Source organism: Paenibacillus contaminans (assembly GCF_003285015.1).
In the GTDB taxonomy this organism is placed as follows: Bacteria; Bacillota; Bacilli; order Paenibacillales; family NBRC-103111; genus Paenibacillus_V; species Paenibacillus_V contaminans.
This window is the reverse complement of the sequence record NZ_QMFB01000009.1, coordinates 25,914-40,482: the sequence shown is the minus strand read 5'-3', so window position 1 is coordinate 40,482 and position 14,569 is coordinate 25,914. Positions and strand designations below refer to the sequence as shown.

Sequence of the window (14,569 nt, the reverse complement as noted above, 5' to 3'; positions counted from 1 at the left end):
TGACCTGTCAGCAGAAATGAGCCGCAGCCGTCGACTGCCGAGAGCTTCCCGGCAGTCTTTTTGGCATTCACAGGGACGTTTGCTTCCTATGCGGAATCATACTTTATACCTACAAACAAACTTCCGGTCGTTTGCACGCAAGATCCTCATTCGCTCTCCGGAGCAATCAGCTACCGATCCTCGGCGGAAACGTCCGTCCTTCGTTATTCCGTATTTTGCTGCCGGTCGCAAAGGGCGCGAAGACGTACGATCGCCTGCGCACGGTCTACGACTCCCAATTTCCCATAAAGGTTGCTGATGTAATTCCGCGCCGTGCCTTCGGCAATATGCAGCGCATCGGCGATCTCGCGGTTGCTCATCCCTCTGATCACCAGGCCTGCCAGATCCTGCTCCCGCTCCGTCAGAACGGTATCCTCCAAATAGGAGGACGGAAAGCTCTGCCGCTTATACTCCGCCGTCATTCGGGAAGCCCTCGCCGCCAGCTTGGCCGCAATGGACGCCGGAAGGACAAATTGGCGGGAGGCCGCATCGCGGATCGATGTGATCATTTTGTCGGCATCCATATCCTTGAGCATGTACCCTCCCGCCCCGTTCGCCATCCCCTCGATGATGTAGCCCTCATCCATGAAGGTGGTCAAAATCAATATAACCGTATTCGGACAAGTCTGCTGCAGATGCTTTAAAGCGGCGATTCCGTTCATCACCGGCATCTGTATATCCATTAAGACAAGATCGGGATGCAGCGCTTCAGCCAGCTCGCAGGTTTCCAATCCGTTCTTCGCGACCCCTACTACCTCCATATCGTCTTCCAAGTCCAGAATCGTACGGAGCCCTTCCCTAATCAGCATCTGATCGTCCGCGATCACGATTCGAATGTTTTTCACGACATCTCCCCAATCGTTCGCACCGGATATCGGCACGGCTTCCGGCGCGCGGTATGGCGCTGCATGATGGCGGTCGACCGCATGTTATAAACGATCCTAAACCTTTTCCGCAAATGTCTCTAAGCTGACCGTCATAAACAGCCCAAGTCAAACCCGATTATATTTCAAACGTGCTACTGTTTTGAAGCGTCACAACATAACTTATCGTAACAATCCAACCAGGGATGTGAGTACCGTGAAAACACGACCGCTTTCCCGTTCGTTAGAGAAACCCAACTTCCTCGTCTTCCTTGTAGATGAAGAACGTTATCCTCCCGTCTACGAGAACCATGAGATGAAAGAATGGCGCAAACAAAATCTCCCGACTCAAGAGCTTCTACGATCTCACGGTCTCGAGTTCCATAGGCACTATATCGGAAGCGCCGCATGCTGCCCTAGCCGCGCGACCATGTTTACCGGCCATTATCCGTCGCTCCACGGAGTCAGTCAGACGAACGGAATTGCAAAAGGAGCTTTCGACTCCGACATGTTCTGGCTGGACCGGAATACGGTGCCCACGATGGGAGATTACTTTCGTACGGCCGGTTACCGGACCTACTATAGAGGAAAATGGCATATATCCCATGAAGATATTGTCATCCCCGGAACCCACTCAAGTCTCGCGAGCTACGATCCGATCACGGGCGTACCCGATAAACGCGAGGAGGAGCTGTACGCTCAAGCGGACCGTTTGGACGGCTTCGGCTTTACCGGCTGGATCGGCCCCGAGCCCCACGGAAGAAACCCCAGAAATTCCGCTTCCTCCGCAGCGGTCGGTCTAAGCGGCAGAGACGAAGTCTACGCTGCGGAAACGGTCCGGCTTATCGAGCTCCTCGATCGCCGGAAACGCCATGGCGAGATTATCGAGCCGTGGTTAATCGTAGCGTCGTTCGTTAATCCGCACGATATCGTTTTATACGGCGACCTTACCGCGCATATGCCGATGTTCAGATTCGACGCGGATCATGTGCCGGAGGTTCCGCCTCCGCCGACCTTTATGGAGTCTCTTGCCGCGAAGCCGCGTTGCCAGGCAAGCTATCGCGATATTTATCCGAGGGCAGTGCAGCCCATTACCGATCAGGCGTTCTACAGAAGGCTTTACTACCAGCTGCAAAAAAATGCCGATCGGCAGATGTCCAAAGCTTTCGATGCGCTCACACGCTCTTCGTTCTACGATAATACCATCGTCATTTTTACATCCGATCACGGAGACCTGCTGGGCGCTCACGGCCGGCTTCACCAGAAATGGTACTGCGCCTACGAAGAGATCCTGCATGTCCCCTTCTTAATCCACAATAAACATCTGTTTCCGCAGCACAAAAACATCCACACGCCGACCAGCCATGTGGATCTGCTGCCTACCATGCTCGGATTAGCCGGCCTTGACATTGCAGAGCTGCAGAGCCGGCTGCGAGAGCGCTTTTGCGAACTTCGGCCGTTCGTAGGGCGCGACCTTACACCGATCATCATGGATCCGGCGGCACCGTATGTCGATGAGCCGATCTATTTCATGACCGATGACGACGTCACTCGAGGCCAGCGGCAAATAAACGCTTGGGGCGAGCCTTATCCGTCCGTCGCTCAGCCCAATCATATCGAATCCGTCATTACGACCGTTCCCAAAGACGGTAAGAAGCAGTATTGGAAGCTGTCCCGTTATTTCGATAACGACCGTTTCTGGAGTCATCCCGGAATCATGGATATCACCTTGCAGCCGGTCCAAGGCTCCGCTTGCGGCCGGCATACCAGCTGGGCTACATCGGTCAAAACGTTGCCCGTCCCCGATGAATACGAATTGTATAACTTAACCGAGGATCCTTTGGAAACCTGTAATCTTGCCCGCGAGACGGCAGACCCGTTTATCCAAGGCATGCAAAGCTACATGCTGAAACTGCTGGAGGAGCAGCGGAAACGGAAGCGGTTAAATCCGTCCTAACCGAACGAAGCATGCGGCTAATGCCGGTGAAGTACTGATGGATGCGCCAAAGAAAGCTGTAACGGCTATGTTTTATATATGCGCTATGGCGGCACTTATTCAAGCGGAGTTTTTTTTCACGCGTTTCCTGGGACCCGAGAAGACTCTGTACCATAACTCTCCTTGATCATCTCGAAACAGCTTAATTCCGACAAGCTTTAACGGCGTCCAAATCTCCCGGAAATAAAAATGCGGCATTGTCCCCCTCCTTTATGTGTACTATAGTCCAAAGTTCCCTTGACGAGTAGTAATGGTTGTCATCATTTTTGTCATATGACAAAAAATAATAGTAAAACCGGCCCAATAATTACTAAACACATCCTTTTAAGGGAAAGATTAGAATCAAATCAACACCGAACATTTGTACTGTTTTTTGAGCGGGTTGTCGCGTTTTTACAAGACTAGCCGTTTGTTTTCGGATAAGATGGATATAGGAAACGGAAAGACAAGCACACGAAAGAAGTAAAAATGAAACGGAGGATCATGCATGGATCTCAAGTACGTGTTGTATATCGGAGCGAAGCCTGAAGCGGTGTGGCAGGCTCTTATTTCGCCGGAAGGCACCAAAGCGATATTTTTCGGATGCATCCTGGATTCGACATTCGAGGTCGGCGCCCCCTACGCTTATATCGGGCCCGGCAATGACGGAGATCAAACGGTTCACGTCTACGGCAACATATTGGCATTCGAGCCGAACAAGCTGATGAGCTACACCGAGCATCCGGGACCGTCCTATCGGGAAAAACACGCGGAGCTGGAAACGAGAGTAACGCTCACGCTGGAGGAGGTCGGCAACAGTACGAAAATTACGCTGGTAAACGATCAATGGCCGGCGGATCACCCTTCCTACGAGAACGCGAAAGAAAGCTGGCCGATCATTCTAAGCAACGTTAAATCGTATGTGGAGACGGGCAAAACGCTGGACTTGGGCTGGTAGTCGCCTGCGCTTTCCCGCCGAAACCGTACAAGCAGCGGAGCATATGCCAAATACCGCTAAACGAAGCGAACGGACGCTTCGTTTAGCGGTATTTGGGTTGTTCGGCCATCAACCTTCAAAAACATGGCAAGTACTAGCTCTTATGCTGTACCGCACCGAAAAGCATATCACGTTTTCGTATGGTCTCACATCATGGAATGCAGTCTGGCTATTGCTTGCGCCCGGTCGACGACCTCCAATTTGCCATAAAGATTGCTGATATAGTTGCGGGCCGTCCCTTCGGCGATATGCAGCGCATCGGCAATTTCGCGATTGTTCAGCCCTTTGATGATGAGCCGGGCCAGCTCTTCCTCCCGCTCCGTAAGCTTGAGGCCGTTCGATCTGTTTTTTTGTGAGCGCTCTTCGTTTTCCGTCATCCACTTCATCCTGGCCGCCAATTTAGCCGCCACGGACGCGGGAAGTACGAATTGCCCCGCCGCCGTATCGCGAATCGCTGCAATCATTTTATCCGCATCCATATCCTTTAACAAATAACCGCTTGCTCCATTCGCCATTCCTTCGACAATATACTCGGCTTCGATAAAGGTAGTCAAAATTAAAATATATATATCAGGACGGCTCCGCTTAATTCGCTTCAAGGCGCTGATTCCGTCCATAACAGGCATTTGAATGTCAAGCAGCACCAGATCGGGATGGAGCGTTTCCGCCATCTCGCATGCTTCTTCTCCATTCTTTGCTGCACCGACCACTTTCATATCGTCTTCCAGATCGAGTATAGTCCGGATTCCTTCCCGCGTCAGTAGTTGATCGTCGGCAATTACAATTTTTAGCTTTCCCATTTCCTATCCCCAATCGCTCGCACTTGGCACAAAATTGCACATTATTACGATTATAGCATCTGGGCTTAATATACTAACACCTAATCCCGTCCTAAAATATGTATGGCTTATGAATTTATATAACTTGCGGCCATTCGTAACGGAGTCAATTAGTTCTATTTACCTATAAATAAACGTGCTGATTTGGCAATTTACAATTCCTTCCGATAATAAGCGACAGCGCTAACGAAGCTTTTCTCTTCACAAGAAACCATCTCAAAAGCTATGTTTTCATTTAGAATGTAAGCAGCTCACAAGAAAGAGAATGCCTTAACTTTCAGCATCTATCCAACAGGTGACAATCCTCCATAAAGCTGCGCGTTTTATCCATCCGAAAGTATACGGATCTATGTCTAAATAAAATAGAAGCACCTTTGAAAGCGCTTAACAAAAAAATGCGCATGAATCGGAGAGGAGAGTTATCAAACTGGTTATCGACATTAAAGCAGGCAAAATGAAAGTGAACATGGCGGCCAATCGATTCGGATTCGATTCGGACAAAATCTCATTTAAGGAGGCGACACAAGAAGCGCTTGTCTTAATTGGCAAGAAAGAAAAGCCGCACACGATCAAGTCGGAGGGAAGCGTCCTGTATAGCAGCGAGTACCGGCTAACCCCCGTCGGAAAAGCGGCCGATTATGTGTGGAGGCGCGAAAACAGCGAGGGGTTCACGATCACGTGGAAACTCAGCTGCCTTGACGATCTTTCGGCCATCACGCTGCAAGCAGGCGTGACTAACGAAACGGATGAGCATGTTCGTTTAAGGGAAATCGTTCTGGCGCGCTCGTCGGACGATTCGTTATGCTGCGAAGGCGATCCTTCGGCCTGGCTGCTTTCGCCGATCTCGCACGATAAGAGAGTAGGATACTTAAGCCAAACGCTGTCGAGCACTAACGAAGATACGATTAAGCTTTGGAAAAGCATGAACGCCGCGGTTCCCTTCAGGCTTCCGACAGAGGAGCGTTTCAATGACGGGCGCTGGCGCTCGTATAAAGATTTCGTGACGCTGTATACGGAAGCCGGCGAGATTGGACTGACGATGGGAGCCGTAGGGGAGCCCGAAGCGGAAGTCCGATTTGACTGCAAAGTCGACAATGGAAAGCTGCGCCTGGATATTATTAGTGAAATGAGCGATGTCATATTAGGCCCAGGGGAAACCCGTCATTCCCAAGAAGTGATGATTATGGCGGCGCCCTATGACGAAGCGGTAGGCACTTTATTCAAATGGCTGAGCGCGACCCATGGGAGTAGGACCGGACATGGGACGAAATACGGGTGGTGCAGCTGGTACGATCTTCGCTGGGATATTACGGAGGAAACGATCGCGGCAACCGTCCGGGAATTCCATAAACGGCGGGATCGACTGCCTCTTCAGGTTATCCAAATCGACAACGGCTTCGAGAAGAAGGTTGGCGATTGGCGCTGCAACGACAAATTTCCTAACGGCTGGGAGCCTCTTGTTCGCAAGATCCGCGAGGCCGGAGCGGAACCGGGCATTTGGCTGGCGCCGCTTGCCATGCATGATTCTTTAGGGTATTTAGGGGAACGCCCCGACTGGTTTCAGCGCAATGGCAGAGGGGAACTTGAGCAAGGGGACGATACTTGGGGAGCTACGACCCATTGGCTGGACCCGACGCATCCCGAGGTTCAGAAGCACATTCGCGAGATTGTAAGCGACCACAAGCTGGAAGGCTTCTCGTATTTCAAAATGGATTACAATACCGTGTCCGACAACTGCCGTTTCTATGACGCCAAACAGACTCGCCTCCAAGCCTATCGAACGTTCTACCGGCTGCTTCGGGAGGAACTGGGGGAGCAATCGTACTTGCTGGCCTGTTCGGGCTTTACCCGGGGGATCATGGGTTATGCCGACGCTTGCCGGATCGGCCCCGACTCTATCGATGTGTGGAGTACGGCCCATACGCCCTGTTCGATCCTCGAAGCGATCCGGGCGACAGGTAAATCGGCCGCGGCTAACGGCGTCTTTTTTGCTAACGATCCCGATGTGACCTATACCAGGATACGCCCGCAAACGACTGTCAAAAGAACGCCCATGGAGGTGGAAAACAGCAGCTTAACATTGGATGAGCTGCGTACATGGCACGGGTTTGTAGGCTTGCTTGGAGGCATGCAGTTCATATCCGACCCTATGGAAAAGCCGGAATATGCGGATGCGTGGCGCAATTATGAAATATTGACGCCTCCGGCGCCTGAGCGCGCACTGTCTCTGCAAGCGGGCACGGATCTGAATCATCAGCGATTCGGTTTCGCCGCCGAGCGTCCATGGGGATCCTTCGCTTCTATTTTGATTTGGAACCCGGACGACAGCGAAGCGTCGGTGGCTTTGGATTGTGAACGGCTGAAGCTGCTGCCCTGCGGGACTTATCACATTTGGTCATTCTGGGATGAAAAGTATTACGGAACAGGCGACCTGAATTTTGTCACGCCTCTTCTGCCGCCGCACGGCTCGTTATTGCTTCGTTTTACACCGTGCGCCGATCAAGATGAACGTCCGATTGTAATCGGCTCCACCCTTCACCTGTCCATGGGAGCGGCTGAAATAAGCGGAATAACGACAGCCGATCATACCTTTACGATTCATCTCAATGACGGAGGAGCAGCCGACGGCAAGATCTATGTGTACAGCAAACGCCCGCTCGTACTTGAGCGCACGTTAGAATGCGTCGTGAAGGGTATCGAGGAGGTTGACGAATTCATATGGAGCGTTCGTCTTTCATCCCGTACCAGAGGCGGAAGCCAATCCTGTTTTTTTACGTTTTAACCTAAATTTGAGCATTGGGAGGATAGCAATGAAAAAACGTTTTACGCGCAACGTTTCAATATTTGTTTGTCTGGCTCTTTTACTATCCTTGTTTTTGGCCGCCGTCCCGCTTCCCGCACATGCCGAAACGGCAACCCCCGCCGCTTCGAACCTGATGGGAACATATCGCGAGCCTGCTCAAGATCCGCCTGTCGACGGCAGCGGGCTCGAGCTTGCCGCCGGGGCGGAAGGCCGCGCCACTATCGTAGTAACGGCATCCGCAACCGATCTCGAAAAACAGGCGGCCGACGAGCTGCAGCTGTATATCGAGCGTTTATCCGGAGCCAAGCTGCCCGTTGCGACCGCAGCGGCCGCTTCCGGCGTCAACATTTTCGTAGGCGGCGCCTCTCCGGATCCCCAGCCGGAGCAAATCCGCGCGGGCGGTACGAATATGGATTCCTTCCGGCTGTCCGTCGGCGGAGACCGCATTCAACTAGTCGGCCTTACCGACAGAGGCACGCTCTTCGCCGCTTATGAGCTGCTTGAACAGCTCGGCGTCCGCTGGTTCGCTCCCGGAGAAATCGGCACGGAGATCCCTTCCCTGGCGACCGTTCGCGTGAAGGAGCAAAATACGATCCAGCATCCCGGCGTAACGAACCGCTACGTAGGCGGGATGGATTACCTGTTCGCCCAATCCCCTATAGAATTTGTCGACGAGTTCGAAGGAAAGGCTTGGATGCAGCATCGCCGCGGAAGCAGCACCTCGCTGCCGCTTGGCGATCACGGCATGCCCTGCGGCATTACGTCCGCCCAGCGGCCGGATTTATACATCCAGGTTAACGGAAGGCCTACCAACCAGTATGACGTCACGAAGCCCGAGGTGCTTGCTTGCGTCGTTGACGGGGCTCTAGCCTTTATGCAGGCAAACCCGGATGCCAAATACATCAGCATGGGCCCGCTTGACGGCGACGATTTCGGCACAACGGCTTGGGATGCCGACGATTTCGATCCGCTTATGGGCTCCAATTCGATCACCGACCGTTATGTGAAGTTTTACAATCAAGTGCTGGAGCAAATCGAGCCGCAATATCCGAACGTAGGCATTGCCTTCTTCGCTTACCTTCGCTACATGAGGGCGCCCGTTCGGGAAATCCCGAACCCCAAGTTGCTGCCCGTCATCGCTCCGATCACAGTCGAGCGTATGCATTCGATTAAAAACGACATGTCCTGGGAACGGAGTTACCTGGAGGATCTCATCGACGACTGGAAGAAGCTTGGCGTGAACGTATCCATGTACAGCTACATGTACAACCTGGCCGATCCCGGAATGCCCTTCTCCTTGATCAATCGGGTCGTGGAGGAAATGAACCTGTATCGCGATAAGGACATGAACGAGCTTCGTTTTGAAGTGCTGCCGTCTTGGGCTTATCAAGGACCGTCCTTATATTTAATGGCCAACCTGAGCTGGAACCCCGAGCTGGACGTTCAGAAGACGCTAAGTGAATACTTTGCCAAATATTACGGACCGGCGGCAGAGCCGATGTGGAATCATTTCCGCAAGCTGGAAGATGCAATAATAAACGCGGATTATTACACCGGAGCCGTATTCGACTTCTTGAAAATATTGACGCCGGACGTGATGGCGAGTCTGGAGACCACGTTAGCCGAAGCCGAGAGCAAGGTATCCGCGGATTCCATTTATGCCAAGCGCGTTCGGATGAACCGCGTCGCATTCGATTTCGGGAAAGCGTTCACAAATATGCGCGGGGCATACCTCGACTTTGATTTTGTAAAAGCAAAGCAGCACTATGACGAGGCAAAAACGCTTTTGCAGACGGCAGCCTTACATTCCCCCGTTATCATTCATCCTTGGGCGGGCGGCTATATCGACGTCTTCTGGAAATACCAAATCGAGCAAAGCTACGAGCGGGTAATAGACGGCAATGAATTGGTCGCCAAGCTGCCGGACGAATGGCTGGCCATGTTCATTCCGGGCGGAAACGGCGAGAAGCTCGGGCTATGGAAGCCGGGAATCGGCACGCAATCGTGGATGAAGCTGAAGACGTTCTCCGAAACATGGTCCAATCAAGGCTTGCGTTATTACAAAGGGGAAGTTTGGTACCGCACCTCTATCGATGTCGCGGATCAATATAAGGATAAGCCCCTTCGTCTCTGGTTCGGCGATATCGACGAGTCCCCGCGGGTATGGGTCAACGGGACCGAAATTCAGCCTAAGGCGACCGGTATCGCCACGGTCATGCCTTGGGAATACGATGTATCCGGCGCGATCAAGTTCGGGCAGAAGAACGATATCGTCGTCTCTGTGCGCAACCAATATCTAGATGAATTAGGCACTGGGGGCATTGTAGGTCCTGCGATGCTTTGGGCGCCTGCAAATCGGCAAGGTCCGACCGATCCGGATGAGCTGCTTACAAATCCCGGATTTGAGGACGGCATGACGGGATGGACGCCTTATAACTATAGTATTTTGTCACCGGTCAAAGATCCTGTGCATTCGGGCTCCAAGTCGCTTGGCATCAGTTCAAGATCTGGATATTACACGGGTCCGATGCAGGATATCAAATCCGCCTTGCTGGAGAACGGACCGGGAACTTACGATTTCAGTGCCATGCTGCGCACGGAATCGGACACGCAGAACATGTATGCGGCGATATTGATCGTCGACAACGGAACCTATCGCAGCTATGTCAGCTCGATTGAACATGTAGGCAGCGGAGAATGGTCGAAAGCCTCAGGCTCCGTCGAGATTACTTGGAGTGGAAACTTGGACCTCGCGCTAATATTTACGGAATCGCAGCCGGAATCGGGAAATGGCAATTATTTTGTCGATGACTTCAGTCTTAAAAAGCATAAAGAGGCTCCGCCCAGCAAAAGCACATTGACAACCAGCTCAAGCTCGATCCCTGCGGGGACGCCATTTAAAGTTAACTATGGCTTGAGCAGCGTTAATCAGGCCGTATACGCGCAGGACATTCAGCTCGATTACGATCCTGCGGTCATGGAGTTCGTATCCGCAAAGTCTTTAATAGAAGGAGTCAGCATTGTCGAGACCGTCAAGGAGCCGGAAGGAAAGCTTCGCCTGATTGTTGTCAGTCAAGGCTCGGAGCACGCTGTCACCGGTAACGCCCAAGTGGCGGAGATCACCTTTAAGGCCAAATCGCTCTCGAAAACCGCTTCAGGCGCGATTTCCATCACGAGCGCCAAGCTGGGAGACGAACAAGGAAACGAAATTCAAGCCGAATTGTCATCGATCAGCGTCGAAATAACGGCAGCAAACCCGGGCGGCGGCGACGGTGGAGGCGATGGCGGAGGCACCGGTGAAATGAATGCCGACATCAACCAAGACGGGGCCGTTTCGATAGGCGATTTGTCCATCATGGCCGCTTATTACGGCATAGACAACACCAGCCCGAACTGGGAGCAAGCGAAAAAGGCCGATGTAAACAAAGACGGCAAAATCGATATCGTCGACCTCGCAGCGGTTGCCAAAAAGATCGTGGGCTAGCAGGAAGGGAACAGGAAGGAACATCCTCCTTCCTGTTTTTTTTAAAATACAAGAGTTTAGCGGAAAGGATATTTCATGAATCGAAAAATAACTCTCTTTACTTTTATCGTATTTTTCCTAAGCTGCTTGCCGATCCCGCTTCTTGCAACCGCCTATGCGGAAACGGCCCCCTCCTTCCTGCTGACTGCCGATAAACCCGTCGACGGGAAAATCACCTTAACGATGAGCGGCAAAAATATCGACGATCTATACGGCTATGAAGCGAAGCTTACGTTTGACCCGGACCGGCTTGAGCTGGCGAAAGCCGAGTCCGAGCTGGACGGCTTTTCCGTTCAGCCTATCGTCAAGAACAATGAGATCACGCTTGCGCATACCAAAACCGGCAATAAGGCGGGAGAAAGCGGAGACTTTATCATCGGTACCCTGACTTTCAAGATGAAGAAGGACGGGGCCTCCTCCGTGAAATGGATATCCATGAAGGCGGTAAACCGCAATTTGGCCGTTCATACTTACTCCGTTGAGGAGAGCGTTTCCGTGGCTTCGCCCAAAAAGGGCTTTATAGACCTCGATGGACACTGGGCCAAGGCGGACATCGAGCTGTTAGCTTCGAAAGGCATCGTCGAGGGGATGGATGAACATCATTTTGTCCCGCAAGGCCAGGTAACCAGGGCGCAGTTTGCCGCGTTGATTTCACGGGCTTTAAAGCTTAAAACAAATGCGGAGGAAATTCCTTTCGCCGATGTTGCACCTGATTCCTGGTATAAGGATGTTGTAACCAGCGCCTATTCGGCAGGCATTATCCAAGGTATGACAGAAACCCGCTTCGCTCCCGAGAAAGATATCACGAGAGAAGAAATGGCCGTCATGATTGTAAGGGCGATCAACCATGTTCGGGGCTCCGCATCAGAGGATACGACCGGCGCTGCGATGACTTTTGCCGATTCGGAATCGATAAGCGAGTGGGCCAAAGAAGGCATTCACCTATCCGTTCGTTTAGGCATCATCAACGGCAGAACGGAAGACCGGTTTGTTCCTCAGGATCGAGCCACCAGAGCGGAAGCAGCTACGGTGATGAAACGATTATTATCCGCGTTAAATCTTCTGTAATCTTGCTTTGTCCTCATGCAGCCTGACTCGCAACTATCACTCTATTAGGGGGAATGGGTATGTCGGGAAATAACGGCGAGAAACAATCGAAAGAGGAAGATCATCTAACGCTCTTGACCAAAACGCAAAAGGAACGGCCATTATCGGACGGGGGCTTGATGAGCAGACGGGCGCTTCTATCTTCCATGGGCGCTGCCGGTCTTGCGTTTGCTGCGGAAGGTTTATTGGGCAGATCCGCCGAAGCGGCATCCGGAATGGACACCGTTACGGAAACTGTTTATGGAGAACCGCATGGATTGGCTGCGCTCGCAGTCGACCTGCCCTTAGAGGTAGAGGATATAGCCGCTCTGCTGGTTTTAGACGCTGAATCGTGTAAATCCGTTGTCGTATGCGAACCGTTACGAGGCGGCATTTTTATTAAGGAGAATTTGACCAGTACCACAGCTTCAGGAGACGGGGGCATTACGTTCGCCGCTTCTGGCGGCGGGCGATGGCGGAGGCTGTTTGCGGATCATGCGAAGCCCGAGTGGTTCGGCTGTGTCGGGGACGGGCTCAACGACGACTACGGCGGCTGGGAAAAAACGGTCAACTACATCAATGCGGCGGGCGGCGGTGTAATTGTATTACGCAAAGACGCCGATTACCTTTTGGATCGTTACGTCATCGACGAGAAAAGCGGCCTTGATTCGCAAAATCCTTCCTGGACAGGTAACGGCGTCAAGGATATTTGGTTCAAAAACGTCAACGGTCTCGTTATCCATGGAAATCATGCCAAGCTCAGCGTAAAGGGCAATTTCCACCGCCGGTATCATTACTCGTATAACGGGTACGGCTACAGCTACGATCGCTCGCTGACGTTATGGCCGTTCAGCAGGTGCAGCAATGTGACCATTCACGATGTCGAGCTGGACGGAAATGGCGATTTAACGACCCGGGACATCGCCGTAACGGCGGAGCCCGGTTCAAGCGGGCTTAAAACCGTTATGTGCAGCAATTTCTCCATTCATAATCTTTACTCGCATCATCATTTAATGGACGGATGGTTTATCGGGCTTTTCTACGATAGCGAAGGAACGTTCGAAAAGCTGCCCGACCGGAATCACGCGGCCTATAACTGCCGGTTCACCTATAACGCAAGGCAGGGCGTCAGTGTTATCCAGTTGGTGAAGGGCATCTTTATCAACTGCGATTTTAGCGATACCGGCAAAGCGGCCTACGGCAGTCACGCACCGGCTTCAGGTGTCGACATCGAGCCCGAGTGGTACCAATATGCAAGCAATTCCGCGCTGCAGGTGCCCGAGGGGGACCAGACGCAGCAAATCACGTTCCTGCGCTGCAGGTTTGAACGCAATACCGGCTTATCCGCGATCGCTGCGTTCAGCGACCGCAGCCGGGATATTACTTATCGCGATTGCTTGTTTGATTCGCGGGGAAGCAGTCCGACCTACACCGCCATTTTCTCCGCTGAAAATACGCTGGTGGAAAGATGCACCTTCCATCTAAAGGGAAGCCTGCCCCTATCCTATCCTCCAGCGATGGGCGGAGGAACGCACCAGCGAACGACTTTCATTCACAATAAAATTAATGCCGTCGACGGGGTCGTCTTAAGCATCGATGCAAGCGACTCGAACCAATACGTGATTGTCGATCATAACGATTTCGAGTTCGATTTCACTAGCAGAACCGTACTCGGCGAAGCGATTTGGCTTAGCGGAGCCTTCAACAAATTTACGAATAACAAAGTCCACATGAAGCTGAACGCTGGCCAAGTTACGGGCAATCTGATCGTGAACCGGTTCATTGATATCGCGTTTTGCGAGAATAACGAGTACACGACATCGCTTACGGGCTCGGCAACAATCAGCAACACGTACGGAGACGCGCCTTACAGAACCCCTTATATCCGTAACGAAAGATTTTTATCGCAAGCCCGCTTCCAAGCCGATTATTTCACAAGCTATACAAGCAATAAAATCTATACCCGCGTTCCCGAAAACCTGCTTTACGGCTTCGGCGCTCCGAGCTTCGGATCGATTGCGGCCGGCGGCAGCGTCGATAAGACGATTGCCGTCACCGGCGCAGTTATCGGCGACGTCAGTCTTACCGCTCCAAATGTCGCTCCCAGCCTTGGCTTCTCCATCTATGCTTTCGTCAGCGCTGCGAATACCGTTACAATTCGCGTAACCAATTGCACGAATTCCACTGCCGTTTTCAGCGACCGGAGCTGGTACGTTACAGTTTTTCCGAGAAAGGATTAGATGCCGAATTGGAGCCGCAGCGAAACGGTGCCGGTGAAGTATACGGAAGGCGGATGGTCCATGGTAACCTTCATAGCGGATATTCCAGCGCAGTACGGTGCAAGTACGGTCGCCGAAATTCAATGGGGAGTGCAGCTGGAAGGCTTCGAGCGGGACGGAGAGGTTTATCTTGACGATTTGGAAATGTATAAAATCAATTAAATA

Annotated in this window: 9 protein-coding genes; 7 read left to right on the top strand and 2 right to left on the bottom strand. The window is 52.2% G+C overall.

Going from position 1 to position 14,569, the window contains the following annotated elements; translation table 11 throughout:
• Window positions 1-203 precede the first annotated feature (203 nt).
• Window positions 204-884 (bottom strand): response regulator, encoded by a 681-nt coding sequence (locus tag DQG23_RS16460; RefSeq protein WP_113032161.1) that lies wholly within the window; start codon window positions 882-884, stop codon window positions 204-206.
• 235 nt (window positions 885-1,119) lie between these two features.
• Between DQG23_RS16460 and DQG23_RS16455 the strand changes: the two genes are divergently transcribed.
• On the top strand, window positions 1,120-2,859 hold the full coding sequence (locus tag DQG23_RS16455; protein WP_113031961.1) for a sulfatase family protein: 1,740 nt from the start codon (window positions 1,120-1,122) through the stop codon (window positions 2,857-2,859).
• Window positions 2,860-3,385: 526 nt separating this feature from the next.
• Window positions 3,386-3,835: an SRPBCC family protein gene (locus DQG23_RS16450; RefSeq protein ID WP_113031960.1), complete on the top strand. Its 450-nt coding sequence runs from the start codon at window positions 3,386-3,388 to the stop codon at window positions 3,833-3,835.
• A 185-nt stretch (window positions 3,836-4,020) separates the two neighbouring features.
• On the opposite strand, the gene DQG23_RS16445 is transcribed toward DQG23_RS16450, so the two are convergent.
• Window positions 4,021-4,674, bottom strand: a complete 654-nt coding sequence (locus tag DQG23_RS16445; protein ID WP_113031959.1) for a response regulator — start codon at window positions 4,672-4,674, stop codon at window positions 4,021-4,023.
• 493 nt (window positions 4,675-5,167) lie between these two features.
• Here DQG23_RS16445 and DQG23_RS16440 point away from each other — a divergent pair, with 493 nt between their 5' ends.
• The 5 genes from DQG23_RS16440 (at window position 5,168) to DQG23_RS16420 (ending at window position 14,566) form a co-directional block, all read left to right on the top strand.
• Entirely contained in the window at window positions 5,168-7,495 is a 2,328-nt protein-coding gene (locus DQG23_RS16440) for a glycoside hydrolase family 36 protein (protein WP_113031958.1), read from the top strand.
• Window positions 7,496-7,523: 28 nt separating this feature from the next.
• A complete protein-coding gene (locus tag DQG23_RS16435; RefSeq protein ID WP_113031957.1) occupies window positions 7,524-11,000 on the top strand; it encodes a DUF4838 domain-containing protein in 3,477 nt (1,158 codons plus the stop codon).
• A 75-nt stretch (window positions 11,001-11,075) separates the two neighbouring features.
• On the top strand, window positions 11,076-12,107 hold the full coding sequence (locus tag DQG23_RS16430) for an S-layer homology domain-containing protein (protein ID WP_113031956.1): 1,032 nt from the start codon (window positions 11,076-11,078) through the stop codon (window positions 12,105-12,107).
• Window positions 12,108-12,166: 59 nt separating this feature from the next.
• Window positions 12,167-14,365 carry a hypothetical protein gene (locus DQG23_RS16425; protein WP_113031955.1) on the top strand — a complete coding sequence of 733 codons (2,199 nt, stop codon included), beginning with the start codon at window positions 12,167-12,169 and terminating at the stop codon, window positions 14,363-14,365.
• The gene (locus DQG23_RS16420; protein WP_113031954.1) at window positions 14,366-14,566 is read left to right on the top strand and encodes a hypothetical protein; all 201 of its coding nucleotides are present in this window, start codon (window positions 14,366-14,368) and stop codon (window positions 14,564-14,566) included.
• Window positions 14,567-14,569: the final 3 nt, after the last annotated feature.

What these genes read in the sequence shown, in the direction of transcription:
- DQG23_RS16450 (WP_113031960.1), top strand. Translation starts at nt 3,386, where the DNA reads ATGGATCTCAAGTACGTGTTGTATATCGGAGCGAAGCCTGAAGCGGTG.
- DQG23_RS16445 (WP_113031959.1), bottom strand. Translation starts at nt 4,674, where the DNA reads ATGGGAAAGCTAAAAATTGTAATTGCCGACGATCAACTACTGACGCGG.
- DQG23_RS16440 (WP_113031958.1), top strand. Translation starts at nt 5,168, where the DNA reads ATGAAAGTGAACATGGCGGCCAATCGATTCGGATTCGATTCGGACAAA.
- DQG23_RS16435 (WP_113031957.1), top strand. Translation starts at nt 7,524, where the DNA reads ATGAAAAAACGTTTTACGCGCAACGTTTCAATATTTGTTTGTCTGGCT.
- DQG23_RS16430 (WP_113031956.1), top strand. Translation starts at nt 11,076, where the DNA reads ATGAATCGAAAAATAACTCTCTTTACTTTTATCGTATTTTTCCTAAGC.
- DQG23_RS16425 (WP_113031955.1), top strand. Translation starts at nt 12,167, where the DNA reads ATGTCGGGAAATAACGGCGAGAAACAATCGAAAGAGGAAGATCATCTA.
- DQG23_RS16420 (WP_113031954.1), top strand. Translation starts at nt 14,366, where the DNA reads ATGCCGAATTGGAGCCGCAGCGAAACGGTGCCGGTGAAGTATACGGAA.